At 57.0% G+C, this 24,358-nt stretch carries 24 protein-coding genes; 15 read left to right on the forward strand and 9 right to left on the reverse strand.

All coding sequences use genetic code 11. The features are described from left to right. Positions 1-277: 277 nt before the first annotated feature. Positions 278-532 (reverse strand): helix-turn-helix domain-containing protein, encoded by a 255-nt coding sequence (locus tag CCC_RS20405; protein WP_041042935.1) that lies wholly within the window; start codon positions 530-532, stop codon positions 278-280. 120 nt (positions 533-652) lie between these two features. Between CCC_RS20405 and CCC_RS20410 the strand changes: the two genes are divergently transcribed. From CCC_RS20410 to CCC_RS20425, 4 genes are all read left to right on the forward strand, one after another. Beyond that, complete coding sequence (locus tag CCC_RS20410; RefSeq protein ID WP_152619824.1) at positions 653-1,249, forward strand: hypothetical protein; 597 nt, start codon at positions 653-655, stop codon at positions 1,247-1,249. Positions 1,250-1,264: 15 nt separating this feature from the next. After that, on the forward strand, positions 1,265-1,837 hold the full coding sequence (locus CCC_RS20415) for a hypothetical protein (RefSeq protein ID WP_041042939.1): 573 nt from the start codon (positions 1,265-1,267) through the stop codon (positions 1,835-1,837). Continuing rightward, on the forward strand, positions 1,792-3,957 hold the full coding sequence (locus CCC_RS20420) for an AAA family ATPase (protein WP_152619825.1): 2,166 nt from the start codon (positions 1,792-1,794) through the stop codon (positions 3,955-3,957). The genes CCC_RS20415 and CCC_RS20420 overlap by 46 nt, the downstream gene beginning before the upstream one ends. Before the next feature lie 914 nt (positions 3,958-4,871). Further along, positions 4,872-5,852: a site-specific integrase gene (locus tag CCC_RS20425; RefSeq protein WP_041042940.1), complete on the forward strand. Its 981-nt coding sequence runs from the start codon at positions 4,872-4,874 to the stop codon at positions 5,850-5,852. A 649-nt stretch (positions 5,853-6,501) separates the two neighbouring features. Here the strand turns inward: CCC_RS20425 and CCC_RS20435 are convergent. From CCC_RS20435 to CCC_RS20445, 3 genes are all read right to left on the reverse strand, one after another. Further along, entirely contained in the window at positions 6,502-6,936 is a 435-nt protein-coding gene (locus CCC_RS20435) for a MucR family transcriptional regulator (RefSeq protein WP_041042944.1), read from the reverse strand. Beyond that, entirely contained in the window at positions 6,929-7,204 is a 276-nt protein-coding gene (locus CCC_RS20440) for an HU family DNA-binding protein (protein ID WP_009867279.1), read from the reverse strand. The genes CCC_RS20435 and CCC_RS20440 overlap by 8 nt, the downstream gene beginning before the upstream one ends. Before the next feature lie 148 nt (positions 7,205-7,352). Then, positions 7,353-8,234 (reverse strand): WYL domain-containing protein, encoded by an 882-nt coding sequence (locus CCC_RS20445; RefSeq protein WP_041042946.1) that lies wholly within the window; start codon positions 8,232-8,234, stop codon positions 7,353-7,355. A gap of 148 nt (positions 8,235-8,382) precedes the next feature. Here CCC_RS20445 and CCC_RS20450 point away from each other — a divergent pair, with 148 nt between their 5' ends. Genes CCC_RS20450 through CCC_RS20465 form a run of 4 tightly spaced genes read left to right on the forward strand, consistent with a single transcriptional unit; the run spans position 8,383 to position 10,503 of the window. Continuing rightward, positions 8,383-8,655 (forward strand): hypothetical protein, encoded by a 273-nt coding sequence (locus tag CCC_RS20450; protein WP_152619826.1) that lies wholly within the window; start codon positions 8,383-8,385, stop codon positions 8,653-8,655. 16 nt (positions 8,656-8,671) lie between these two features. Continuing rightward, positions 8,672-9,358: a YfbR-like 5'-deoxynucleotidase gene (locus CCC_RS20455; RefSeq protein ID WP_009867597.1), complete on the forward strand. Its 687-nt coding sequence runs from the start codon at positions 8,672-8,674 to the stop codon at positions 9,356-9,358. Then, positions 9,355-9,555 (forward strand): hypothetical protein, encoded by a 201-nt coding sequence (locus CCC_RS20460; RefSeq protein ID WP_041042950.1) that lies wholly within the window; start codon positions 9,355-9,357, stop codon positions 9,553-9,555. The genes CCC_RS20455 and CCC_RS20460 overlap by 4 nt, the downstream gene beginning before the upstream one ends. Positions 9,556-9,594: 39 nt before the next feature. Then, a complete protein-coding gene (locus CCC_RS20465; RefSeq protein WP_009867599.1) occupies positions 9,595-10,503 on the forward strand; it encodes a 3'-5' exonuclease in 909 nt (302 codons plus the stop codon). Here CCC_RS20465 and CCC_RS20470 read toward each other — a convergent pair. Then, positions 10,500-10,733, reverse strand: a complete 234-nt coding sequence (locus CCC_RS20470) for a TraR/DksA C4-type zinc finger protein (RefSeq protein WP_041042952.1) — start codon at positions 10,731-10,733, stop codon at positions 10,500-10,502. The two genes, CCC_RS20465 and CCC_RS20470, sit on opposite strands and share 4 nt — an antisense overlap. A gap of 94 nt (positions 10,734-10,827) precedes the next feature. Here CCC_RS20470 and CCC_RS20475 point away from each other — a divergent pair, with 94 nt between their 5' ends. The 4 genes from CCC_RS20475 (at position 10,828) to phaC (ending at position 14,890) form a co-directional block, all read left to right on the forward strand. Continuing rightward, positions 10,828-11,178, forward strand: a complete 351-nt coding sequence (locus CCC_RS20475; protein ID WP_041042953.1) for an MbcA/ParS/Xre antitoxin family protein — start codon at positions 10,828-10,830, stop codon at positions 11,176-11,178. Between the two features lie 621 nt (positions 11,179-11,799). Beyond that, complete coding sequence (locus tag CCC_RS20485; protein WP_041042957.1) at positions 11,800-12,309, forward strand: helix-turn-helix domain-containing protein; 510 nt, start codon at positions 11,800-11,802, stop codon at positions 12,307-12,309. A gap of 31 nt (positions 12,310-12,340) precedes the next feature. Then, entirely contained in the window at positions 12,341-12,769 is a 429-nt protein-coding gene (locus CCC_RS22275; RefSeq protein WP_152619827.1) for a hypothetical protein, read from the forward strand. Between the two features lie 21 nt (positions 12,770-12,790). Further along, complete coding sequence (phaC, locus tag CCC_RS20490) at positions 12,791-14,890, forward strand: PHA/PHB synthase family protein (protein WP_201773323.1); 2,100 nt, start codon at positions 12,791-12,793, stop codon at positions 14,888-14,890. Positions 14,891-15,514: 624 nt separating this feature from the next. Here the strand turns inward: phaC and CCC_RS20495 are convergent. Continuing rightward, positions 15,515-17,014 (reverse strand): DUF2779 domain-containing protein, encoded by a 1,500-nt coding sequence (locus tag CCC_RS20495; RefSeq protein WP_041042960.1) that lies wholly within the window; start codon positions 17,012-17,014, stop codon positions 15,515-15,517. A 489-nt stretch (positions 17,015-17,503) separates the two neighbouring features. Here CCC_RS20495 and CCC_RS20500 point away from each other — a divergent pair, with 489 nt between their 5' ends. Together CCC_RS20500 and CCC_RS20505 are read left to right on the forward strand one after the other, a co-directional pair. Then, positions 17,504-18,523, forward strand: coding sequence for a helix-turn-helix transcriptional regulator (locus CCC_RS20500; RefSeq protein WP_236686429.1), 1,020 nt, complete (start codon positions 17,504-17,506; stop codon positions 18,521-18,523). A gap of 19 nt (positions 18,524-18,542) precedes the next feature. Next, a complete protein-coding gene (locus CCC_RS20505) occupies positions 18,543-19,439 on the forward strand; it encodes a 5'-nucleotidase (RefSeq protein WP_041042962.1) in 897 nt (298 codons plus the stop codon). Positions 19,440-19,473: 34 nt separating this feature from the next. On the opposite strand, the gene CCC_RS20510 is transcribed toward CCC_RS20505, so the two are convergent. Continuing rightward, positions 19,474-21,126: an ATP-binding domain-containing protein gene (locus CCC_RS20510; RefSeq protein ID WP_009867676.1), complete on the reverse strand. Its 1,653-nt coding sequence runs from the start codon at positions 21,124-21,126 to the stop codon at positions 19,474-19,476. Positions 21,127-21,289: 163 nt separating this feature from the next. Between CCC_RS20510 and CCC_RS22280 the strand changes: the two genes are divergently transcribed. Further along, positions 21,290-21,940 carry a hypothetical protein gene (locus CCC_RS22280; RefSeq protein WP_152619828.1) on the forward strand — a complete coding sequence of 217 codons (651 nt, stop codon included), beginning with the start codon at positions 21,290-21,292 and terminating at the stop codon, positions 21,938-21,940. Positions 21,941-21,971: 31 nt separating this feature from the next. Here CCC_RS22280 and CCC_RS20515 read toward each other — a convergent pair whose 3' ends face one another. Next, the gene (locus CCC_RS20515; RefSeq protein WP_041042964.1) at positions 21,972-22,220 is read right to left on the reverse strand and encodes a hypothetical protein; all 249 of its coding nucleotides are present in this window, start codon (positions 22,218-22,220) and stop codon (positions 21,972-21,974) included. 26 nt (positions 22,221-22,246) lie between these two features. Further along, positions 22,247-24,343, reverse strand: coding sequence for an AAA family ATPase (locus CCC_RS20520; protein WP_082036720.1), 2,097 nt, complete (start codon positions 24,341-24,343; stop codon positions 22,247-22,249). Positions 24,344-24,358 lie beyond the last annotated feature (15 nt).

Below are 24,358 nucleotides of genomic sequence, written 5' to 3' on the forward strand. Positions count from 1 at the left end.
TAGTTCCCGCTCGCATTGGAGCAAATTTGGAGCAAAAAAGAGGACACGGACACCCCGATGTTCGCAAAAAATTCTAGCACCGCAGGATGACGAGGTCATCAGAATTTCGGGCAGGTGGCTGACTGATTCCAGATGACGCCGGTGACCATTCTGGAGGAGGGAGCGTTATCCCGGTTGCGTTGGGAGACATGAGTCCCCCCCTTCGCTGCTGGCGAAACTAATAGCACCATCCGCATTGAGGAGAGCCTTGAGCTCCCCCCCCCAATCGATACAAAGCTTATTTTATAGGCTGCGTTAGCCGGACGCCGGGTCCACCCTCCCCTTCGTATCGTCCATCACCAAATAAGGTGATACCAGCCTGCTCCAACGCCGCCTGCAGCGCATCGGTCGTGCGGGCAAGCCCCCCGATCGGACCACGAATCTTCTCTAGGCGCTTGATCGTCTCGATCGACAGCTTTGCCGCTTCAGCAAGATCCTTTTGCTCCCACCTGAGCAGAGCTCGAGCCGCGCGAATTTGTTCCCCAGTCAGCAATTAACACCTCAGGCGTAAAACATTACACCTGAGGTGTTGACACCTGAGGCGCTCGCAGTTACACTCTAGGGGTAATGACGAATTGCGGCCACCAAATTCTAAAGCTGACTGAGGATCAAAATGCTCTCTCCGAACCACCATATGAAAAGTACATGGATTAGCACCCGCCCCGATCTCACGCTCGCGCAGATTCTCCATGCAACCGCGACCGGCGGGGTTCGCGCAGACTGCGACAGCCGCATGCTGGAAATGCTTATAACGGCCAAATCCATCGCAGTGTCGGAGATCGAGATCCTGATCCCGGATGCGATCGATCAATTGCCCGTACCCGAACGTCATGGCAATGAAGGCCCCGCGCATCGAAATCTCCGCCGCCTTGGACTGGTCTTGGCGAAGGCAATCGACCGGCATGCCGGCGTATCGTTGGAGCGTTGGGTCCCCTGCGGCTCAGCCCATGCATTGATCGATATTTTCGCCGAGACTCGCCATGGGCGGATTGCCATCGAATGCGGAACCCGCGATGGACGTGACATTCCCCGACTGCTGAAGGCTTCAGCCGATCACGTCGTCATCCTCCCATTTGCCGGTTGGCAAGGGGACCGTTTCAGCGCATTGGGATTTTCCAACCAGCACGCCCGCCCCCTTCCTCGAATCACCTATACCGCCATGGTTGCTGCACTCGAGATGCAGGACCTGGACGCTATCAAGACCATCTAAATAAGGACGCCCACCATGCTTAACCTGCCCCAAGATTTCCCCATCACAACAGACACCCTTCTTAGCAGTCTTAAGGCTCTGCAACTTCCCTCATTGCTTAAGCGTGGCATGCTTGGATTGACCCAGCAGAAAACGGGTCGCTTCAGGGCTGACCAGGATATCGACGATATGGCACGCTTGGTGTATGCCCCGACGGCGATCCTGCTGCGGTTCATTGCAACAACGCCAGGCCTTGCACTGCCTCTGGTTTTCCCGACCCCTCGTGAATTTCTCAAGACTCTGATGAGTGCATTTCCAGCAGAACCAGGCCTTCAGGAGATTTCGCTCCCGCTCGGACTTGAAAAGTCGGCGGCCTCCCGCTGGAAACGCGGATTGAATTCGCGGCCGTATACATCCGCTCAGGTTCTCATGGCATTGATTACGGCCGATTCCTCCAGGATCGTAGATAGGTGGCAGATTGTCACTCGGATGGCGGCACTCGAAGCGGAATTGCGCGGAATCGACCTTGCCACTGCAGGCAGCTGGGGAGATCGCCCTCAAGCGTGGATCCCTCGCCTGAAAAATGGTTCTCCCCCCAACATTCACTGATCACCTCGCACCCCGGCGACAGCCTAACCCTTCAAAAATATACGAGGTCCACCATGGCGCCCAAAAAGCCCAAATGCTCCCCCATGCCCAAAGATGATCAGGAGACGCTTATCGATCCAATCGAGATTCTGCTCGAAGCCACAGACGCCCAAAACAAGAATCCGGTCCAGGTCGCTGCCGAAATTTCTCTGAGGCGAGCCCTGCAACGGCACCCCAGCCTCTGCTTGCCTGCCGAATCTGGCTTAGCCGTGGTCATCGAGGTGCCGAGCGGCACTTGGGTGGAACCCATAGCCAATGCCTGGCAACTGATGGTGACATCACCCGGCACGCAGTACGTCAGCGGCGATTCCAACGATTGGCGATGGGGATGCGTAAATCCTACTGGGCGGTGGGTTGAATTCAAACGGAGCGGCACTCGGAAGGGTGAATCCCTGTCCGAGGGAAATGGAGCAGTAGCCGCAACCTTGGCCGGTGGCGGCTCTGTGCTGGGTATCTCCCATGCTCCCGATCGCCTCCTGCCAAATGATTTGTTGCGGGTAGCCGACCACCGCCTTGTTGTGCCGCCCCTGGACTCCACAACCCTGCATGAGATTATCCTGGCAATGACCAACTCGGTTCCGGCCGAGCCAATTTCCGATGAATTGACCCGTCGCTGCGACATCGAAGATATTGCCTTGGCAAGTCGCCCAGGCGATGGAGCCGATACCATTTTGCAGAGGCTGCGCCGTCTCGTTGAGACGCGGAACCAAGTTCCAGCCTTCACCCTTGACCAACTCTTCGGGATGCCGGAGGCAACATCCTGGGGACAGAGCCTGAAAGCCGACCTCATTGAGTTTAAAGCTGGACGAATTCCTTGGTCCGCAGTTGATCGCGGATGCCTTTTGTTCGGCCCGCCCGGCACAGGTAAAACCACCTTTGCGCGCGCTCTGGCTGGCTCATGCGTCCTTCCTCTCATCTCCGCATCGCTCGCGCAATGGCAATCGAGTGGTCATTTGGGAGACCTCTTGAAGTCAATGCGGGCAACATTTGATGCCGCTCGGGCGGCAGCTCCTTCGATCCTATTCATTGATGAAGTTGATGGATTCGGAAACCGGTCCCAGTTCAAAAGCGAGTACCGGGATTATAGCGTGCAGGTTGTAAATGGCTTCCTTGAATTGCTGGACGGGGTTACGGGTCGTGAGGGAGTGGTCGTCGTTGCCGCGTGCAACCATCCTGAGCGTCTTGACCCCGCTATTGTTCGTTCTGGCCGGCTGGATCGCAGTATCCTGATCCCACTCCCCGATCAGGAGGCAATTGGAAAAATTCTTCGCTATCACCTCGGCCAAGACCTAAACGGCATCGACTTGAAGGACGTCGCCAAGCTGGCCCATGGCGGCACTGGCGCGGACGTCGAGAGGTGGGTGCGTGGTGCCCGGCGCTGTGCGCGCAATGCGAACAGGCCCATGGTGCTCGAAGACTTGTCTGCTGAGATCCGTGGAAAAGTTAGAAGGGTTCCCGCAGAAAGCTTACGCCGCAGCGCGATCCATGAGGCTGGTCATGCCGTCATGACGGCGGTTTATCGTCCGAATATGCTCGTAATGGCCAGCATCCGCCAAACGGAAGAAAGTGGTGGTGGCGTCACCATCGATGTTGGTCGAGGGGCGATGGAAACCCGTGCCGACATCAATTTCATGCTGATGCACTTGCTTGCTGGCCGGGCTGCTGAACAAGCTTTGATTGGCAGCGTGTCGACTGGCTCCGGCGGCAGCACAAGCTCGGATTTGGCACGGGCAACAGCCTTGGCAACGATCAGTTTGACCGCGATGGGAATGGATGAACAGATGCCACTGGTATGGACAGGGATGCCTCACATCGACAGCATCGGACCAATGCTCAGTAGCCGCCCGGACTTGGCGCGCAAGGTTTCGAGCATTCTCGAGCAGGCGTATGAGGAGGCGCTGAATCTGATTCGATGGAACTCGACAACGGTCTTGCGCATCGCAGACATGCTGCAACGCCAGGAAACGCTCGATGCCCACGAGATCATCGCCCAAGTCGACCAGCAAAGCGCAGGACTGCTGGCCGCGCACTCCGAAGGAGGCTATGGAACCTTAATAAGCATGACTATCCACATGAGCTAACGCCATATAGCCCCGGCAGTCATCCGCGATCGGCTCCGCTAATAGCTGCAACCCCAACTACCAAATCACATTCAAAATCGACATCCTATGGCCAGATAGCAATAGGATGTCGATTTTGCAATGAACTGGAACCAGATGAAAAGACCGAACTCCTCAGCCAAAATCTTTTGTTGGCTGCACTGGACAACCTCCCCATTTGAGATCCTGGCACCGAAACCTTTTTCTACGGCCAACCTCACCGCCTTCCGCCAATGGGAAGACGACATCTCTCTTTTTCGCTGTCGGGATTGACTAACATAAAACATCAAAAATCGACATCCTATGCCCGGTTGGCGACAGGATGTCGATTTTCGGATCTTCATCACCATGCTGACACCAAGTGTGAAACGATCTTCCAGATCAAAATTCCATTGGATTCGCGAGGCGACGACCAACCGGACAACAGGTTGGAATTCGCTTTACTTTGCGCCGCATTAATCCATGAAGCAGCCAATTGGCAAACATCGTTCGATATGTTTGCAGAAAAAAACAGCCCACCACTTCACTTTTTATAGTGACTTTCGCTACCATGATTCAATGCAACATGGAGCACGACATGGATCACCTCATCACTCCGGGAGAACTTGTGACGATTCTGAGACTTCCAAGCCTTAAATCGCTTTATTGCTTCCTTTCGAGCAATCCTGATGCAGTCCCCCCACCGGTCAGGATTGGCCGTCTCCTTCGATGGAAAAGTTCGGCCGTCCAAGCCTGGCTGGAATCACAATGACACCTGATGACCAAAAGACGTGCTCGCTAAGGGTTTCACTAAAAGAAATCGGTTGCGGAAGGAGAGGTCAGGTAGCCCTAGATGCACGAGAATTGGGGCTCCCCTCAACGCCGCTCATTTGTCTGAGTAACGTGAGGAGATCACCATGACACGCACCCGTCAAACTGAAGACCGGTACAAGCGCGTCGCTAACCGACTTATGGCTGCCAGTTCCCGAGAACTTGGCTGCGAGACATCTGAAATCACTGCCACTACCATGGCTGATTGGATGATCCGGCACAAGGCAGGATGGTCCTCTTCCACTTGGCGGCAGTACCGTGCGGCGGTCAGCTTCGCCTTCGGGTCGCAGATATCGGCCCCCCTTCAGCTGGGCGACCTGCCCGCATCGGCCCACCGCGGTCTTCGGACGTCCGGCCAGAAAGAGAAGCGTCTCCCACCCGCCGATCTGAAGAAGCTCCTCGACCACCTGCGTGAACGGATCAATGCCAGAAACAACCACCACGAAGACGACCTGTCGCCGAAGTCATTGGCAGCTCTACTCCTGCTCTGCGGTACGATCGCTGGCCTCCGCCCTGGTGAATGGCCGTCCGTGATTCTCTGTCCCCCACCCACCCAATCCGATCTGCTTCTACAAGTCGCTAATGCCAAGAACACAAATGGTCGCAGCCATGGTGAATTCAGGCAGATTGAAATCTCTGGGCTGAGCATGTCTCTGCGCAAGCTAATCTTGCTGTTGGTGAGCGCCGCCGGGAAAGCCAAAGCCGACGGAAGTTGGGACAGGCGCGTCGCCTCCGCCGGTAAGGCGCTTTATCGGACGACGAGGGAATTGTGGCCTCATCGTAAAAAGCACTACACCCTCTATTCGCCGAGGCATCAGGCCGCCGCCAACTGGAAGATGATCCTGGACAAGGAACAGATTGCTGCGCTGATGGGCCACGCCTCCAGGGAGACGGCTACGACCCATTATGGTCGGCGGAGCGCCGGTCGATCCCAAGTGCTGCCGGGACTGGCCACCGTCATTGGCATCCCTAGCGAGGCCAATGTGTTGGCCGTCCGTGCGAGGTCGGCCGCCATGATGCCGATGGAGGCGGCATTCGACGAACCGGGTTTCAACGGTCCGAGCTAACCCTTATCGAGAAAGTTTTGTCTGTCTTGCCAAGCGCTATTTCCAGAGCGACGAAAATCGTTCGAAGTGCCCCGCGCGATCACCTGCCCGCACGGAATGCTTTGACATTTTCTCATCGTTCCTCGGCGACAGCGATGTCTCGAACCAACTCTACTGGCCTCTGTTCCAACGAAACGAAAATTGCGCCAAGCTGTATTTGGATCGTGGCCTGATCGGTAGAGCGCCCAATTCATAGCATTTAAGGCTCGTCTCCCAGAGTGGTGGGGCTCGCAACCTCACTCAGCCAAAAAGGGGGCCGCTACCCCCCATGGATCTGCGCCTGCTTCCGGCTGGAGCCGTCGCCGGGTGGGACTTTCAGGCGGGACTGTCACCCACTGAAAAGCGCCGCCTTTTCACGGCGCACGCCATGACCTGCCGGTCGCGGCCAGGCGCAGACCACTTTGCGTTATGCCCATCTCTTTGATAACCCACTGCGCGGGGCGACGGAATTTGCCGCTACCGCGATCGGCAACATCAGCCGCAACGGGAAATAGAACTCCCCCTCCCGATCTTCTTCACCCGCAGCCGGGCTCGACACCAGCAAGGTGATGCCGATGCCGCCCCCTGCCCTACCTTTCATCACTTTTAACATCCGACATCAGGCAATGGCTCAACTTCCCTCCGCCTCGGCTTTAGCCTTGGACTTCGGCTTTTTAGGGCCACGCGTCCGCCCTAATCCAATCTTCTTGGCCAATTCCGATCGGTGCGCCGCATAGCTTGGAGCCACCATCGGGTAGTCCTTAGCGAGCCCCCACTTGGCGCGATACTCATCAACTGACATAGAGTGCGCAGTAGCGATATGCCGCTTAAGCATCGATTGCGCTTTGCCGCAATCCAGACAGTAGAGGGCGTCTGGCGTTACCGACTTCTTGAGAGGTACAGCCGGGGCAGCACGCTCAGCCTGTGTCGGCGTTGGTGTTCCGGCGCCAACCAAAGCGGTGTAGGTGGTGCGCATCAGATCGGGCAGGTCGGTCACAGCAATCGTGTTGTTTCCCACATAGGCCGCGACGATCTTGGCAGTTTGCAGGATGGGGGTATCAGCCATTGACGGCATCCTTGAGCGCCTTGCCGGCGCTGAACTTCGGCGCCTTGGACGCCGCAATCTTGATGGTCGCACCGGTGCGGGGATTGCGACCATCCTTGGCAGCACGATTGGTAATGCTGAAAGAGCCGAATCCAACCAAGCGCACCTCGTCCCCGACCTTAAGCGCAGAGGTGATGGCCGCAAACACTGCATCAGTCACTTTGTCGGCATCTGCCTTGGTGCAGCCAGCGAGTTCTGCAACTTTGGACACCAGATCAGCCTTGTTCATAGTTACCTCCCATAAAAATACGTCTAACCGATGTCACAGACTGAAAGAACGGTCAATATGTTAGCGCCTTGGCGTCACTAACTGCCTGGATTCTGGATCCTTGCAACCAGCACAATGCAAACAATTCCTATTCTTGATCGAATGCACATCACGCCTTGTCCTTCCACCCCTCCGGCAAAGCTTTGTCGACCTGATCCCGGTTCATCACCACAATCTGCCTGTGCTCCGGCTTTTGATCCGGCCGATCATCTTCAATGCCGTTAAGCCTAAGAAAATAGGGCAGAGTGAGTTTTGGCACGTCTACCGTCAGGATGTCCGCATCCCCCACAAGATACTCAGCCGCCAAGACCTTCTGGGCGCCAGCCTCTAGCCGCGGATCAATGGCAATCTCCACCGTGATCTCATCTTGCCACTTCGGATCCCCTGATGGCCCGTCTCCAGCGTCTCGCCTTGCTCTGACGTCAAGGATCCGCGTCAGCACAAAATCACCGAACCGCTGATTTTTGAGATCCCAGGCCCGGCAGTGCCAGCGGAAACCGCTATAGACCAATCCGACCGGCCTGATCCATCGCCAGTCTTCCTTGTGGGTGGTTGCCTGATAGCGGATCTCGATCTCCAGACCGTAATGGATGGCGAGGACGACAGGCTGCAGAACCGCCGCCTCTACCGGTTTACGCGCAATCTTGCGGGCCACTAGGACTGGAGGTGGACTGCCGATCCAGCAATCCCGCCCACCAGCGGCTTCTGCGCTCTCAGGGCAAAGCATTGCCAGGTAGCGCGGCGCATCCGGCGCATAGAGGACCGGAACAAAACCCTCATTAGAGCGATATCGCTTTTCCTTGGGCGAATAGGTCATGGCATCCGGGCAGAGAGCGTTATAGGCGCGGAAATCCACCGAGGCCTGGATGTCGGAAATTCCAAAGGCCTGGGTCAGATCACGACGATTGACCCGCCCCTCCCAGTAAAGCCGGAACTCCAGGAGCTCCAGGCGCTTTCGTACTTCGGGCGGTAGGGCATCCAGATCACTCAAAACAGGGCCTCCGAATCACATTGACTCGTGAACACATCGTCATTATACATATAGCCACAATGCGTATTGCGGTTATGGGCATTGTGAAGATGAGTGTAGCGGGATCGGCCCTACTTCTGCAAGGGGGCCATCATCAAGGGAGGACAAAATGGGCGCAGCGGCACATTGGGAATCTCGGATCCAGCAGCGGGGCATTCCCGCAGAGGCGATTGATCTCGTCATGGCCTATGGCGAGAGCCAGCACGACCATCATGGCTGCGAAATCATCTACCTCTCAGCTCGTGGCAAGCAGAGGGTCCTGAAGGACGCGGCCAACCGGAATCTTCGACGTCTCGACAAATTGCTCGATGTCTACGTGGTGGTCGGCCGCAGCGGCATCGCCACCGTCGGCCATCGCTATAAACGCATCGCCCGGCCTTAAGCAGGAGGATCTGACCATGACCATCCAACGCTTCGATCAAAAGCTTGTCCATCGTGCCTGGCAGCGCATGCGCTCGGGCCATCGCCTTGACATCCTCGACCCGTCGCCGCTGGAAATCGAGATCGACGATATCGCCCTCGGCCTGTCGCGCGAGGCGCGCTGGAACGGCCAGACCCGGGGTGAGCATGCCTATTCGGTGGCGCAGCACTCCATCTTGGTGACGGAACTGATGGCTTCCGATGTGCCGGATTTGCCGACAGAAGCCCTTCTGGCGGGCTTCCTGCACGACGCACCCGAATACGTCACCTCGGACTTGGTAACGCCGTTTAAGAAGCACATCGGTTCGGTCTATCGGACCATCGAGGACCGGGTTGCCCGAGCCGTCAGGGTAGCGTTCAATCTCCCGGCTGAACTTCCCCAGGAATGGGCTGAAGCCATCGATCGTGCCGATCATGCTGCCGCCTATCTGGAGGCCGTCCATCTGGCCGGCTTTAGCGAACAGGAAGCCAGAACCCTTTTTGACTTCCGTCGCCGTGCCCCGATCATCGACATTGAGCCGTGGGAAGCCAGGGTGGCTAAAGACCGTTTTCTGGCGGTCTTTGATGACCTCGTTGCCGGTGGCCATGGCTGCCGCACCATCTGGGCTGGTCAGCCGCTCTGGGCCGTGCCCGAATTGCAACTGGTCGAGGCTCGGAGCGCATGATGATCTCAGCAAATGACGGCCATGACGCTGAGGCCCGAAGACTGATCCGGCGCTTTGGCGAGGTTGCTCGAACCATCGTCGCCGAGGCGGCAGACGAATACCTGCGCCTTGGAGACATGCGTGGCCGCGATGAGCGGTTGCTTCTCCTGACCGAGATTGAGCGCCTTTTGCAGTCCCAATCCCCGGACGGCATTTGATGGTAGGATGACAGTCAACAATTGCCTGAAGGATCATTGATGACGGAAACCGATCTCGACGCTATGGCGGCAACCTTGGAAGCCTCAGGCCGGTTCCGTGTTCAGCGCCGCATCGAACGACGCGAGCAGGTTCATGCCGATGATGGCACCGCCAAGAAGATTGGTGCCGTCGTTGACGTGGAGACCACCGGCCTTGATTTGGTCAAGGACGAGATCATCGAACTTGGCATGGTGCTGTTCGAGTTCTCCTCCGATGGCCGGATCTACCGGATCCTTGATGTGGTCGAGGCGTTCCAAGAGCCGACTATCCCCATCCTGCCTGAGATTACCCAGCTCACCGGCATCACCGCTGAGATGGTCGCCGGGCATTCTATCGATGTTGCCGAGATCGAGCGGCTGATCGCCCCAGTCGCTCTGGTGATCGCCCATAATGCCGGTTTTGACCGGCGTTTCCTTGAGCGTCTGGCCCCTGGATTTGCCAAGAAGGCCTGGGCCTGCTCCATTAACGAGATCGACTGGGCGGCCGAAGGCATCGGTGGCACCAAGCTGTTCTATCTGCTGGCTCAGTATGGCCTGTTCCACGATGGTCACCGTGCCGGAGCAGATTGTCTGGCGCTGCTGGAAATTCTAGCCAAGCCTTTGCCGGTTTCCGGGAAGCTTGGATTGGAGCAGCTCCTGGTCAATGCGCGCTGCCCCACGGTCAGGATTTGGGCCGAATACGCGCCCTTCGACTACAAGGATGATCTCAAGCGCCGGGGCTATAAGTGGAACGATGGCTCCGATGGCACTCCGAAAGCTTGGTGGATCGACGTCCGGGAAGACGCTCTGGCCACTGAGTTGACCTATCTGCGCGACGAGATCTACCGCCGGGACATCTCGCTTCCAATGCAACGGATGACCGCTTTTGAGCGGTATTCGGCTCGAGGAGGAGAGGTGGTGCGAGCCTAGCCGCGCCCACCCAGCTTACGGCGACGTTGGTGCTCAGCTTCCGCTTCTGCGGCACAATCGCAGCAGGTCGGGGCGGCCGGATTGGCTTGCAGACGAGCGGCCTCAATGGCCTGGCCACAGGCTCGGCAGACGCCTGAAGACGGTCCCTTGGGCTGGCGGCTGAGAGCAACCTGGATGGCCATATTGGTCATCAATTCCGCCCGTTCGTTGGCGGTATCAATTTCGTCCACGCTTTGCACCTTGTCAGTTGATGGCCGGCCCAATAGATAATGCGAAAATCTGGATGGACAAGGGTTTTGAGGAGCGTTTGGAGCCTTTTGGACGATGATGATCACGGTGGATAGCGAACCTGATCGAGAGGCGAAACTGGCGGAGATCGTCGCCAAGATCCGCCAAATTCTCGTCGGAGATGACCCACAGGACATCGCCGAAGCGACGCCCCCTGAGCCGAAGAATCCGGAGGTAACCGGGATCAGTGTCGCCCGGGCCCATCGTTTAACCCTGTTGGCAAACCATGTGTTCGGCGATGAAGACAAGGCCTGCATTTGGTTGACGGAGCCGCAGGAAAGGTTTGGTGGCAAATCCCTGATGCAATTGGCCGAGAATCCCGCCGTTGCCGATCATATTGAGGAGGCATTGCGGCGGATTCACGAGGAACAGATTTTCAAAGATTAACTCCAAATACACGGCTATCGCAGTCCTATCAAATCAATAAATATTGTGAACATATGACTCATGAATTCGAATTCAGAACAACCAAAAAGCGCGCTTGATCAATGCTTTATAGATACAGTTAGGCATTTGCCTCATATAGAAGCGCCAGACAAGCTTGAACAAGTGACGGAATTGCTTTTGATGGCGATTCTCTCGAGAGAGCCATTGAAGCCATTACGAGATGCATTGGTTGCGTCTATCCGGCTCACAATAAATGAAGTGCGCGGTCGACCGCTAGGCCATGGAAGACGGAACGCCATGCGACTGTCTGCGGTGATGTGCCGAAAATCTCTGCAGGTGGCCAGGATCGCGTCAAAAGTTATCTGACCTTACGAGGCATGATCTGGCTGAAGGCTAAATCGGCGATGGCGGCTGTCGAAGGCTCCATCGCCGATCTTCGCTGGGTGGGATTGGGGATAAGGGGCCTCCCACCCAATTGTGGCCGCTTCATCTGGGGGATGGACCACATGGAAACGATATCTGGAGCAGCCGTCGGGATCAAGATAGCCAGGTACGGCTGGCTTGAGCCATCTCCCCAATGAGGCCATACTGGACTCAATCCAATAAACGAAAGGTAGCGCCATGGCCAAGAAGCCCACTGCCACACATCAAGAATCAAAATCCGGCGCTCAGACCACCAAACGATCTGTTCGCGGCCGGTTGGAAGATGGTTCAGCCAATCCCATTGATGTCCATGTTGGCGCTCGCACGCGACTTCGCCGGACCCTGCTCGGTATGAGCCAGGAGAAGTTGGGAGAGGCCATTGGCCTAACCTTCCAGCAGGTTCAGAAGTACGAACGGGGCGCCAACCGCATTGGCGCCAGCCGTCTATTCGATCTGTCCCGAGTTCTGGATGTGCCGGTATCATTTTTCTTCGATGACATGGGCGAAGACGCTCAGTCCAGTAGCCCGGCGGCGGTGATCAAGGGTGAAGCCGTGACAACTGCGGCCAGTCCGGGTGACGAACGCGATCCCATGGCTAAGCGCGAGACCCTGGAGCTGGTACGGGCCTATTACAGCATCACCGACGAGAGTGTGCGCCGGAAGGCCTATGAACTGGCCAAAACCCTGGGTGGATCTGATAAAACCTAACGGTTCAGCACTTGGGCAGGATGCGTAGATAGTGGCCACCAAGAAATGCGTGAAGCAGGGCTGTGAGGTTGCAGAAACATGCGCCGCTGGCGCAGCCATTTCCGTCCCAACTCCCAAACGCACCAGGACCAGATCCAAGGCAGCATCGCGCAAGCGACCGGATGTGGAAAAATCTGCTCAGCCAGAACTGAGCGCCGAACCCCCGGAGGAGGTGCCATCTGCCAGCGAAGCATTGGCGCCTACCGCGCTTGCGTCGTCACTTGGTTCGGCTAAACCGAATTTGGGCGAAGTCCACTGGCATAAGCAGGACAGCAACATCCTGGATGGCCGCGAAAGTCTTTTCCTCAAGGTTTGGGACGTGGTCAGCTCATTCCGCCGACCGAAATTCGAACCTCGGCCACAGCCTGCCAAAAGGCAGACTGTTGAGGACAATGATCTCTATTCCGATATGTTCAAATAAACGCCACCTACGGAGGCATTGATGGCCACGAAGCGCAAAGCCGGTTCTGCCGATCACCCCAAAGAAGGTGTCGCACCAGGACCAAAGCCCGAGTTAGTCATCAAGGCCCCGCTGAAGGCCACAGGGCAAAAGGGCGGAAAGGCTACCGTTGCATCACTCTCGCCAGCCCAGCCCTCCTCGAAGCCAGCTAAGGTTTCGCAGCCAAAGTCCCGTGCCAGGCCTGCCCAGAAGGTTGCGGCAGCTGCGAGCCCCAAGCCCAAGCTGGCGCCGAAGCTGAAGCCTAAATCAGCTTCTACGGTGCCGGAGGACATCGGCACGCAGAGCCCGGTGAATCCCGCGGATCAGCAACCTCACCAACCTGACAAGCCTGAACCGCCATATCAAGCTGCAGTCGCTCCCCTCGCGGCCTTTGCCAGCCAAATGTGGCAGGCAAATCCGCTGTCAAAACTATTGCCCTTGGATATGGCCGCCATTGTGGAGGCGGTTTCCACAGTCTCGGCCCAGGCTCTAGAAGACCCCGCGAGAGCCAACGACGAAGCTCGAGAACTGACGCTCAAGCTTTGGCAGAATGCATCAGACACCTGGACGGCCGCCATCGCCCGTTGGTCAGGCCAAGCATCACCGGTGACTGACCGGGATAAGGCACCTGGCGGTGAAGTCGATCGGCGGTTTGATGCTCCGGAGTGGGAGCAAAACCCATTTTTTCACATGATGAAGCAGACCTATGGGCTGCTATCGGAGCAATTGCTGAAACAGGCGGAGAGGGCCGACCTGGAAGGCAGCGACAAACAGCGGCTCGCATTCCATTTGCGCCAGTTGATTGACGCCTCCAGCCCAACCGTCTTCCTGCCAACAAATCCCGCGGCACTGCGTAAGGCCATGGAAACCGGTGGAACAAGCGTCGCCAACGGAATGCGCCAGTTGCTGGCCGATCTCGATGCCGGTCGGCTCAACATGACCGATACCGAAGCCTTCGCGCCTGGCCGGAACCTTGCGTTGACGCCGGGCAAGGTGGTTTTCCGAAACAAGCTGATCGAATTGATCCAGTACGCGCCCAAGGGTGAAAAAGCCCATGAGGTGCCGCTGCTGATCCTGCCGCCATGGATCAACAAGTACTACATCCTCGATCTCCAGCCCAAGAACAGCCTCGTGGCCTACCTGGTCGACCAGGGATTTACGGTGTTCATGGTCAGCTGGAAAAATCCGGATGCCTCATTGGAGGAAACCTCACTCGATGACTACATGCTGGATGGACCGATCGCCGCCAGCGACGCGGTCCGCCGGATTACCGGCGCCAAGCAGATCAACGCTATGGGCTATTGTATCGGCGGCACATTGTTGATGATGACTTTGGCCGCCCTGGCGGCCAAGGGTGATGATCGGTTCTCCTCGGCCACCTTGATGGTCTCCATGCAAGATTTCACCGAAGTCGGCGATACCGCTGTCTTCATGGACGAGCCGCACATCGAGTTCATCGAGAAGCAGATGTTGGAGCGCGGCTATCTCGACAGTCGGCATATGTCCGACATGTTCAATATGCTGCGCCCGAATGACCTGATCTGGGGGGCGGTGGTCAACAACTACCTCATGGGGGAAAAGCCACCGGCATTTGACCTCTTGTATTGGAATGCCGATGGAACCCGCATGGCTCGGGCTGCGCACAGCTTCTACCTGCGGAACACCTATATCGAAAACAATCTGATCAAACCCGGTGCCATCACGTTACTGGGAGAAAAGCTCGACCTCAGGAAGATCACCCAAGATATCTATGCGGTGGGGGCAGAGAAGGATCACATCGTTCCCTGGCGAGCGGCGTGGCAGGTCACGCGGTTGACTGGAGGTGATGTCCGTTATGTCCTCGCTGCCAGTGGGCATATTGCCGGCATGATAAATCCTCCGGCCAAGGCCAAGGGTGGGCATTTGACCAATGACTCTACAAGCAGGCCAGCCACCCCTGACGATTGGCTGGCGGGGGCTGTCGCGAAGCAAGGGAGTTGGTGGGCCGATTGGGCTCAGTGGTTGGCGGCACACTCTGGCGAGAAGCTCGCGGTACCTCCAATGGGAAGCAAAACCGACAAACCTTTATGCGACGCGCCGGGAACCTATGTAATGGAGCGATAGGGTGGCTTCAGCGGTTTTCTATCTGCTCCGCTTTATGGATCGACTTGAATACAGGGAACTAAGCGGATAGGGGTTGTCGGCCTACCAAATGGTGGGATAATTTTATCTGACGGTATGCTTACTATAGGAGAGCGTCGCCATGAACTCAGATGAGACGAGAGTTGTATATAATACATTACTATCTATTGCGAGCGCCGTCAGGCATATCAATGATAAGGGACCGGGAAATACGGATGACGTCATGAAAATATTTGAGAACCTTGCCGATTATCTTGTAGTTATACAGGAAAACGATAAAGCTCTTCACGACGAATTGACAAAATCGAGGACAAAATAAAGGGAGCAGCCTCATTCTTCACTTATATTTTAGAAGACGGATGAAGTGCGGGACTAAGCCGCCGCCAAGCGTTTGTCGCTGGCCCCAATATTCATGGCGATAAATTTTTGTGTCTCGGGCCATTGGTTTCCGATCCAATCAAAGGGCAGAGTAAGGCATGAAGTAGACAGAATCGGACGTGTAGGTCGGGCAATCATTGGGAGGGGGCTGTATTGGCTGCGGGATGACATGTGTCTCTGCCGGCTGACCGTACATTTGCTGAAGGCAGGAATGGGGAGAGTTTGCCTTCACTGAGGGACGGTGATTCCCGTGAATGCGGACCACATGCGAACCATGGCGTAGGTGTCTAGCGCACAATATGCCAGCAGTTGAGCCCTGATCTCCTGCTTGCGGGATGGCAGCGTTTCGGGCGAAATGGCTTCGATAAAGGCTTCCATCGCCATGCCGCCATTTTGAACACCGATAAGCTTGTCATAACGCAGATCTGGACAAAGGGCAGGGAGAACCGCCTTGATGCTCCAGCTCCCGTGCTGGTCAGGATGATAGAAATATTTGTTGGCCACGGGGAGAAGATCGACGAGCCGATGGGCCATGGCCTTCAGGGGGGTGGCCAGTGATGGAAAGCGCTGGGCTAGGTCCTCGATGCGGCCTTTTTCAAAAGTCGCGTTGTAGGCGTAGATTGGGCCAACTGTCCCACAGACGTCAATCAGGTCATTGGCCAAGGCCTCCGATGGATCGTCTCCGGAAAGATCGACAAATTCGTGGTGGCAGAGAGTTCCATCTTGCAAGAGGTGGTGGGCGCTGAACTGGAAGGGAATCTGTTGGTAGGGATGCGTGCCCTTCCAGAGGGGAACGGAAAACAAAATAGTCTCAAAATCAAGGAAATACCCCGGCGGCATGTAATTGGCCAGTTCTCGTGCCGCGCCATCACGGTCGAAATAGGTCTGCCCGGACAGAGTGGCCACCTTGACCCTGCGCTGAATGTCCGTCAGCAGATCATCAGGCAAATCGCGCATTTCCGTGACCGAGTTAGCATTGATATGCGCCTTCAATTCCTTCTTAAATCTGCCGGGGAGCCATGCGATGGGCTCTGCCGCCTGCGTCTCTTCGGCTTGGCAATGCGATAGAAATCCGCATGGATTCGGTTTGGAGCAGTGGTCTCCCGTGGCGATGCAGGGTTCGTTCTGTCCGGCGGCAATCGTCTTGGCCTCGCATATCCACTCCGAGACCTCGGCACCTCGGCCAAAGGCTTCGGCTGTAAGATCAACCTCCTTCAGCAGGCCGCTATAGTCGTTGTTACCTGGATAGACCCATTCGGTATCAATATGCGCGACGGCAATGGCCGTGAGCGGTACGCAGGCGCTGCGCGCGATGAAGGCTTGCACGGCGGCGTCGTCACGATGGTAATCCTTGACCTTGGACGATGACTTGACCTCGACCATACGCCAGTTCAGCGTCTCTCCGTTGGGGATCGGCAACATCACGTCGGCGAAGGCCAGAGCCCCTTCGGCTCGAAATCCTGCCTCAAAGATGGGCTGAGGAGTTACCAGGAGGGCCTGGGTTCTGGCAAAGGCCGCTTCGTATCCGTCGACCCGGGCATCGATGAAGACCCCATTGTCCATCGGATCATAAATCTTACGGGCAATATCCCCGACCCGGTGTCCCGCTGAAAATCGAGCCTGGGTACTTTCTGAATTCTCGCACAATTCGGGATGGTGCAGTTCAAGCCAGAGGCGTCGGTGGCATTGCCGGTAGGCCAGGAGTTTGGACTTCGAGAGCATAACCATTGGTGTCCTCCTGGCCGTTCAATCCGGTGTTCTGCCGACTGCTGCTGCGTTTGTATACGATCTTGACGTGGCTGGCACTGTCGGGATGCCAATGCTCTCGCTACGGCTCTTAACCCATGGACGTCACCCTTTCCCACTTTTGGGTCAGGCTCAATTTTCCTAAGGCAGAATTAGTCGAGAAGGTGGAACATAAATTGCCTGTACGTCAAATATGGGCGCGGCAGGTGAAGCCTCAAAAGCCCCACATTCTTCGGTTCCACAGCTGCATGCTGTTGCAGTCATCTATGACATAACCATCTGGCAACCTCCCAAGACGGGTTTCCATACTCCTCCATGGGAAACGATGGTACTTAAGTACGACCGTTTTCGACGTAGCCCGCTCTGAGGATTGCTCTCTCAGAGGAGATGCGGTTTGGGGCGGTCGACACATGGTGACAAGCCCATCCGCAGGTGCAGTCAGCGATGCGATACGAAAAGAGCCAAGCTCTGTTGCGTCTTGCCCTCGAAATGCAGGGCAACGCCGAAGGGGTGTCCCTGACCGGCATCATGGAAACTTATGAGGTCAGCCGCCGGACGGCCGAGCGCATGCGCGACGCCGTTCGGGAAGTGTTCCCCCAGGTCGAGGAGTTCCACCTGGGCGATGGCCTCAAACGCTGGCGTATTCGTTCAAGCCGGGCCATTTCACCCATTCCGGTGCTTGCCGATGAATTGGCGGCCCTGCATGCGGCGGCCACCAGCTTTCGCCAAGATGGGCGCGATGACCAGGCCGCCATGCTGGACACCGTGTCGGTCAAGCTCCGCAGCCTGTTGCGGGCCGATGATCGTCGCCGGATGGATCCTGACCTGGATGCCCTCATGGAGGCCGAGGGACTGGTGCTGAGGCCTGGGCCGAAGCCACGTATCGACGGCAAGGTCCTGGCCGAGCTTAGAGAGGCGATTAAAGGATGCGAGGAAGTCATCCTGCGCCATGTTTCCAGGTCCTCCGGCCGGGAAAGCCAACACAATGTTAGGCCCTACGGATTTCTGTATGGCGGCAGGCATTACCTGCTGGCCTACAATCCGCATCCCGATGTTGCGGATTTCCGCCTGTTCAGTCTGTCCAATATTCGTGAGGTCACCCGGCAGGATGCCATATTCGAGCGTCAGGCGGACTTCAGCCTGCAGGCCTATGCGGCGAATTCGTTCGCCGTATTCCAGGAAGAGCCCGTCGATGTGCTTTGGCACGTGGCGGCCGAGGCGGCGGCCGAGGCCAGGGACTTTCTGTTTCACCCCTCCCAGAGTTTCGAGGAGCAGGCCGATGGTTCCTTGCTCCTTCGCTTCAGGGCCGGTGGTCTTGTCGAAATGGCCTGGCACCTCTTCACCTGGGGAGGGGCCATCAGGGTTCTGGAACCGCCCGAATTGCTGACGGCCATAGACCAGATGACCAAGGACTTCATTTCCGCCCATCCCCTGCAAGGGCGCGTGGCCGGCACGACATTTCGGGGCGGCGGCCCCGCCGTCGCGGATTGAGGGGAGGGAGTGGGAAGCGGTGTATCAACTGGCCGACAAACTGGTTATCGGAATTTCTTCACGGGCGTTGTTCTGTCTCGAGGCGGAGAACCGCGTCTTCGATGAAGAGGGGGTCAGGGCCTATCGACAATACCAGGCAGAGCGAGACGACGTCATCTTGGAGCCTGGCACGGCATTCGGCCTGGTGCGCAATCTCCTTCGGATCAACGAGGGGCTCGAAGCCCCCCTGGTCGAGGTCGTCGTCGTGTCCCGCAATTCCCCGGACGTCGCCATCCGGGTGTTCCGGTCGATCGAGCATCACAGGCTTGCCATAAAGCGGGCAGCGTTCACCAGTGGCCACCGACTTCCTTCCCTGCTGAAGGCCTTTAACGTTCAGCTGTTTCTTTCCCGCCACGCGCCGGACGTCAGCCTGGCGGTCAGCGATGGAATCGCGGCCGCCCGTCTTTATGATCCGCCGGACGGTCCGATGCCCGATATCGATGAGATCCATTTCGCCTTCGACGGTGACGCGGTGCTGTTTTCCGAGGCTTCGGAGATCATCTACCAGCGGGAGGGGCTGGCTGCCTTCGCCGAGCACGAGCGGCTAAATGCCCACGTTCCCCTGGCGCCTGGGCCATTCGCACCTTTTCTGCGAACCTTGGCCTTGCTCCAGTCTCGGGAAAACGATCTGCCGGTAAGAATCCGGACCTCGTTGGTGACCGCCCGTTGCAGTCCCGCTCATGAACGGGTGCTGCGGACATTCCGGGACTGGGGGGTGACCGTGGATCAGGCCCTGTTCCTCGGTGGCGTCGACAAGGCTTCCGTGTTGGAGGCGATCCGCCCGGACATCTTCTTCGATGACCAGGAAGCGCATCTGACGGCGGCGGCGACGATCGTGCCATCCGGTCAGGTGCCCTGGCCCGCCGGCTCTCGCTGAGTTGACCGGGCCGTGATCGGACGGAAGGCCGCGATCATAACGATCCCAGAAGCCGCGCCGTCATCGGGTTGTCCTTTTGCGCCAGGATCTCGAGTCGGATGGTGGCGCGGGTGAAGGCCGAAAACAATTGGCGCAGATGCCGCTCAGCCTTGTTCGGGTCCGACGCGGGATTGACGTCGACCACGATCACCGCAGGCGCCTGCTGTCCCTTGAACCGCTGCACACTCTCAAATCGGATGAGGCCCCGGCTGCGGACCTGCCGGCCATCATCTCCATAGGCCCCGGTAAAATGGGACACCTCGTGGGTTCCGATGCGCGTCATCTGACTCAGAACCGAAGTGGTCGCCCCCTTCAGGGTTACGATGACAATCTGATCGGGGGCGAAGCCCTGCCGCACCAGGGCAGGAACGATCCTGGACAGGTGGACGGCCTGCTCGTCCTCAAGGCCATAGGTGCTGACCCCCACCCCCAGACCGGGGAGGTCGTTGGCGGCGACGAAATCGGCGCCCAGGGCCCTTTTGACGAAGCGGGCAATGCTTTGCGGCGTGCGATAGTTAGTACGAACACTTAGTCCGACAAATCCCGGAAGCTCGTTGCGTCCAATACCACGCAGTTCCTGGGCGGGATCCTCCAGCCAGACGATGTCGGCCGCATCGGTAAGGAAGAGGTGCAGGATGTCGATCCAGCCGGGCTCGAAATCCTGTCCCTCGTCTACGATCAGGGTATCAAAGCGCCAGGCGTCGGGGACGGGTTCGGCAATGATCAATTCGGCCAGATCCGGCCAGAACGACCGATTGCGCGCAGCGTCCTCGAAGTTCGGCTTAAGACCGCGCTCCGCCAGAAAGTTGACGCAGAGCCCGTGCCAAGTCGTCACGCGTCCGCCCGGCGACACCGAGGCGGCAAGACGCTCGGCGAGAGGGTGATTGAAACAGACCATGAGGGGCCGGCGGCCCCGCGCCAGAGCTCGTTCGTAAAGGCGGTGGGCCACAACCGTCTTGCCCGATCCCGGCGCTCCGCGCAACCGCAGGCGCAGAGGCGCCATTTCGATGGAATCCACAATGTCGGCAATTCCGCCGATCAGCCGGGTATAGCTTCGCTCATGCGCCTTCACATGGGCGTGGACATCGGCGACCACTTGGAACGCGTCCCGCAGAAAGGCATGCACGTTCTCTGTCGCGCCCCCCTTGCTTCCCGGTGGAAGGATCTGCCTGATCCTGCCCGCCAGATCGGCAGGGGTTGCTCCGGAGACGATCCGGCTGACATCGAGCCCCACGGCATTCAGCCGAACCAGACGGTGATCGGGACAATAGATGAGATAATCGATGGAAGGCGGCGGCGATCCCGAAGCGGCCCTCATCTTCTCGCGGATGTTCTCCACGGATCGGCGAACCTGGCTTTGAACATCCTTGCGGGTGTTGCCGTACACCTTGATCAGGCCCTCCGCGGTATCCTCCAATCGCCCGTTCTTCTGCTCAATCACCACCATCTCGCCGGCCTGGTTGACCACGACGAAATCGGCCTCTCCAAAGCGGATCTGGCCCCGGTAATCGTAGCTCCAGTGGACCCCATGATAGACGGTGTAGTCGGATGAAAGCGCTGTCTTCAGCCCGGCCAGGGTTTCGAGCTCTGGGCCATGGGCCCCCGCCAGGGCTGCGGCGCTGATGTCGGAGGGAATGATGTAGGCCATAATGCGCGAATTGCCTTGTAAGCGGGGTTATTGAATTTACAATTTTGGCGTTTTTATGCCTTTGACACTAGCGAAGAACTAGCGCCAAATTTTTAGGATCAGCCGTCGAGATATGAAGGTGGCTGCAGCAATAAGTATTAATAATATGTATTGGAGCCGTGTCATGGGGAAGAATCAAGATGGGGAATGCCTCAAAAATAAAAATTTCATTGAATTTGACAAGTTAATTAGTGATGCCTCTGCTTCTCTAAAAGATTCACTTCAAATATGGATGCCATGCGTTCCGGCAAAGCGAAATGGATCGAACAACATAACGTATAACTACATCGCAGAGCGAAACATTACGGCGCATATCTGTCGCATGGCGGGGGCCAAGGGATATAATGTTTATGCTGAGATCCCGATTAATGGGAAAGACAAAATTGATATTATGCTGGCCCGCGGCGCTGAGGAAAGTTATCTAATTGAGGCAAAGCGGATTTATCCCCGTAAGGAGTCTGCCAAATCTATAATAGCCGATATTGGTCGGATGAAAAATTTTAAACAATCAGTGGTAGAGTTCCATGGTAGTCTTGACGCTACAGCACCAGTAATTCCGGACCCTATTTACGGTGCAATTGTTGCGTACACTGCCGATGCGGAGGTGGCAAAAGAGTGGATGGGGGCGCCGAACGTTCGACCAGCCAAATGGATGAGCCTTCTGTTGGAAATGAGTAATAGTGGGATACGCAAAGCGCATGAGTTAAAACTAATGCAAAATAATTTTCAGCCATATTCCAATAGCTGGATTTTGGTATGGGTGTTTCCATTATGAAATGGCGTGCAATGTCATTGCAATTGGAAGCCTAGATTCTAAGGACCATGATTTCACACCCTTTATTGCGGCAGAAATCAAGATCATCATCTGTTATGATGGCGATCTCACCTTCCCTGTATACGTCATTTGTTGAATCAAATGGGGACGGCTTGGTGAAACGATACGTTTTATACCCCTCGGCGGTCAGTGCATTCTTGAGCGCTTCGACAGAGTCAAAGGTTTCTGGTGAACTCATTCTAATGCCGCCGCGGCCGCGAGAAATGTAGACCGTGAACATCGTCAGTCCCTCCTGTTCACTTCGGATCACATAAATCCTATGGGCTTGCTGTAAGTCGGTTTGCCTTCGGCCTCGGATCGCAACGCAGCCAAAAGCGCGCCTTGGTCGTCTAGAAGGTCCAGGAGCTCGGCTTTCCTGCGGACGACTGCGAAGTCCCCCGGAGTAAGTGGCGAAATCCGAGAGACAGCAGCCGGAGCATCAATACCAAAAAAGACGGTGAAGGCGGTTCGGATCTGTTCCGGCGTCAATGGATCGAAGCGGATCTTGAAGGTAAACCGGCGCAGGCTGGCACTGTCCAACCGATCAGCAAGATTGGTCGTGCAGGCAAACGGCAATTCGTGACTTTCCATCCAAGTCAGCATCTCGTTGACCTGGCTGATTTCCCATGAGCGTTGGGCTCCGGCCCGTTCTCCCAAGAGAGAATCCGCCTCGTCGAAGATCAGGAAGGCCCCGAGTTCCTGGGCTTCTGCAAAGGCGCGGGCGATATTGGCCTCGCTCTGACCAACCCATTTGCTGAAGAGGTCGGAGGCACGCTTCTGCAAGACCGGCAGGCCCATGGCCATAGCGAGGTGGCGGGCAAATGCGCTCTTGCCGGTGCCGGGAGGGCCGAACAGACACAGGGAGACGCCCCTTTTCGGGCCGATACTGGCCAACCGCTGCACCAGACGGTCGAGCGGGTGATCGGCGTTGGCGAGATCCAAGGCAAACTCATGGTCGCAGTGGGGCTGGGGGGGGATAGGGGCCATGCCGCCCCCCATAACTTTGCCAGATAGGCGCAGCGCAAGCCGGAGATCATCCTCTGAACCACCGGCGAGCTTGGCGGCGCGAACTGCATTGGCGGCGAAGGCAGGGGGGACGGAGAACTGGCTGGCCAACGTCCGTACTTTGTCCGGCCCAATTTCAAGGTCATGGCGCTTCAGGGTTGCCGACCACAGCCGCTCCCGGACCTTCTGCGGTGGGGTCCGGATTTCAATGGCTAGGGTCATCCGCCTTAGAACCGAGGGATCAAATCCATCCACCTCATTGCAGGTCCACAAGGTCGGGATCGGCGTCTCTTCGAGCAGCCGATTGAGGTAGACTTTTGAGTAGTCCCGCCGCTCGCGGTGCCGGTATAGGGAGTGATAGCCGGGACCGGCTCCACCCAGCAGGTCCTCCATCTCGTCGAACAGCATCAGGTTCTCGCAGTTGGCGCCCAGGAGATTTTGGGACAAGCGGAGACGGGCCAGACGCGCAGACCTATCCGGTTCGCCCCCTTCACCGTCGGCCTCGCCCACCGTGTAGGTCCGCACCCCTAGCTTGGCACCAAGGACCTTGCAAAACTCGGTTTTGCCTGTGCCGGGAGGGCCGTAGACCAGGACGTTGATCCCTTTGACGCCCCGGCCAATCGCCCCTTTGAGAAGGCGGAAGGCCATGTCGCGTTCCGCGACAAGGTGATCGAAATCTGACCACTCACAGGTGGGCACCGTTGCCGGACCAATCAGTCTACTACAAAAGTCCTCTACGGTTATGGCGGGTGGCATCAGGGCTTCAATTAGACCGTCGGCGACCACGGCCGAGAAGGAGAAGGCGCTGAATTGCATGCGGTTGCTGAGCAGCCCAAGGCGCAGTAGTGACGCGTTACCGGAAAGCCATTTCTCAAGTTCTATCGGGGTTATGCCGAGCAACAGAGAAATGAGATGGTTGTCACCACGACTGTTCATGGCGTTAATATCGTCCCAGAGATTCTTCATCATCGGGAAGATCCGGTAGTAGCACGATAGTTCAAGAATTTTGCGCTCGATATCCTCGAGCCCAAAATAGGCGCAGAGAAGTTTGAGATTATTGTCGAACGCCTGATATGTAGGCGTCATACTCTGGACGCCTTTCAACTCTTGAACGGCTTCATTCCAGATCTGGCTATTCTGCACAGGAGAATTCTCAGGTGGCCGGCACCGTCCGCGACGGTGCCGAACTGAAATGTTATCTACATTGTCTTCCTGAAAAGAGAATTCGCAGCCAATCTCTTGATGGTTTTCCTGAATCCAGCGAAGCATCTGATGGCAGAGCGAATGCTCCTGCTTTCCGTTGATCAGAACGTTTGCGCAATAGTTGGCAATTAGCCAGTACTGATATTGGATTCCCATTGACGCTCTCCGTCT

Origin of the sequence: Paramagnetospirillum magnetotacticum MS-1 (assembly GCF_000829825.1) — a bacterium.
GTDB classification, from domain to species: domain Bacteria; phylum Pseudomonadota; class Alphaproteobacteria; order Rhodospirillales; family Magnetospirillaceae; genus Phaeospirillum; species Phaeospirillum magnetotacticum.

Coding starts and splice junctions, on each gene's coding strand:
- CCC_RS20410 (WP_152619824.1), top strand. CDS start 653: ATGCTCTCTCCGAACCACCATATGAAAAGTACATGGATTAGCACCCGC.
- CCC_RS20415 (WP_041042939.1), top strand. CDS start 1,265: ATGCTTAACCTGCCCCAAGATTTCCCCATCACAACAGACACCCTTCTT.
- CCC_RS20425 (WP_041042940.1), top strand. CDS start 4,872: ATGACACGCACCCGTCAAACTGAAGACCGGTACAAGCGCGTCGCTAAC.
- CCC_RS20435 (WP_041042944.1), bottom strand. CDS start 6,936: ATGGCTGATACCCCCATCCTGCAAACTGCCAAGATCGTCGCGGCCTAT.
- CCC_RS20440 (WP_009867279.1), bottom strand. CDS start 7,204: ATGAACAAGGCTGATCTGGTGTCCAAAGTTGCAGAACTCGCTGGCTGC.
- CCC_RS20450 (WP_152619826.1), top strand. CDS start 8,383: ATGGGCGCAGCGGCACATTGGGAATCTCGGATCCAGCAGCGGGGCATT.
- CCC_RS20455 (WP_009867597.1), top strand. CDS start 8,672: ATGACCATCCAACGCTTCGATCAAAAGCTTGTCCATCGTGCCTGGCAG.
- CCC_RS20460 (WP_041042950.1), top strand. CDS start 9,355: ATGATGATCTCAGCAAATGACGGCCATGACGCTGAGGCCCGAAGACTG.
- CCC_RS20465 (WP_009867599.1), top strand. CDS start 9,595: ATGACGGAAACCGATCTCGACGCTATGGCGGCAACCTTGGAAGCCTCA.
- CCC_RS20475 (WP_041042953.1), top strand. CDS start 10,828: ATGATGATCACGGTGGATAGCGAACCTGATCGAGAGGCGAAACTGGCG.
- CCC_RS20485 (WP_041042957.1), top strand. CDS start 11,800: ATGGCCAAGAAGCCCACTGCCACACATCAAGAATCAAAATCCGGCGCT.
- phaC (WP_201773323.1), top strand. CDS start 12,791: ATGGCCACGAAGCGCAAAGCCGGTTCTGCCGATCACCCCAAAGAAGGT.
- CCC_RS20495 (WP_041042960.1), bottom strand. CDS start 17,014: ATGGTTATGCTCTCGAAGTCCAAACTCCTGGCCTACCGGCAATGCCAC.
- CCC_RS20510 (WP_009867676.1), bottom strand. CDS start 21,126: ATGGCCTACATCATTCCCTCCGACATCAGCGCCGCAGCCCTGGCGGGG.
- CCC_RS22280 (WP_152619828.1), top strand. CDS start 21,290: ATGGGGAAGAATCAAGATGGGGAATGCCTCAAAAATAAAAATTTCATT.
- CCC_RS20515 (WP_041042964.1), bottom strand. CDS start 22,220: ATGTTCACGGTCTACATTTCTCGCGGCCGCGGCGGCATTAGAATGAGT.
- CCC_RS20520 (WP_082036720.1), bottom strand. CDS start 24,343: ATGGGAATCCAATATCAGTACTGGCTAATTGCCAACTATTGCGCAAAC.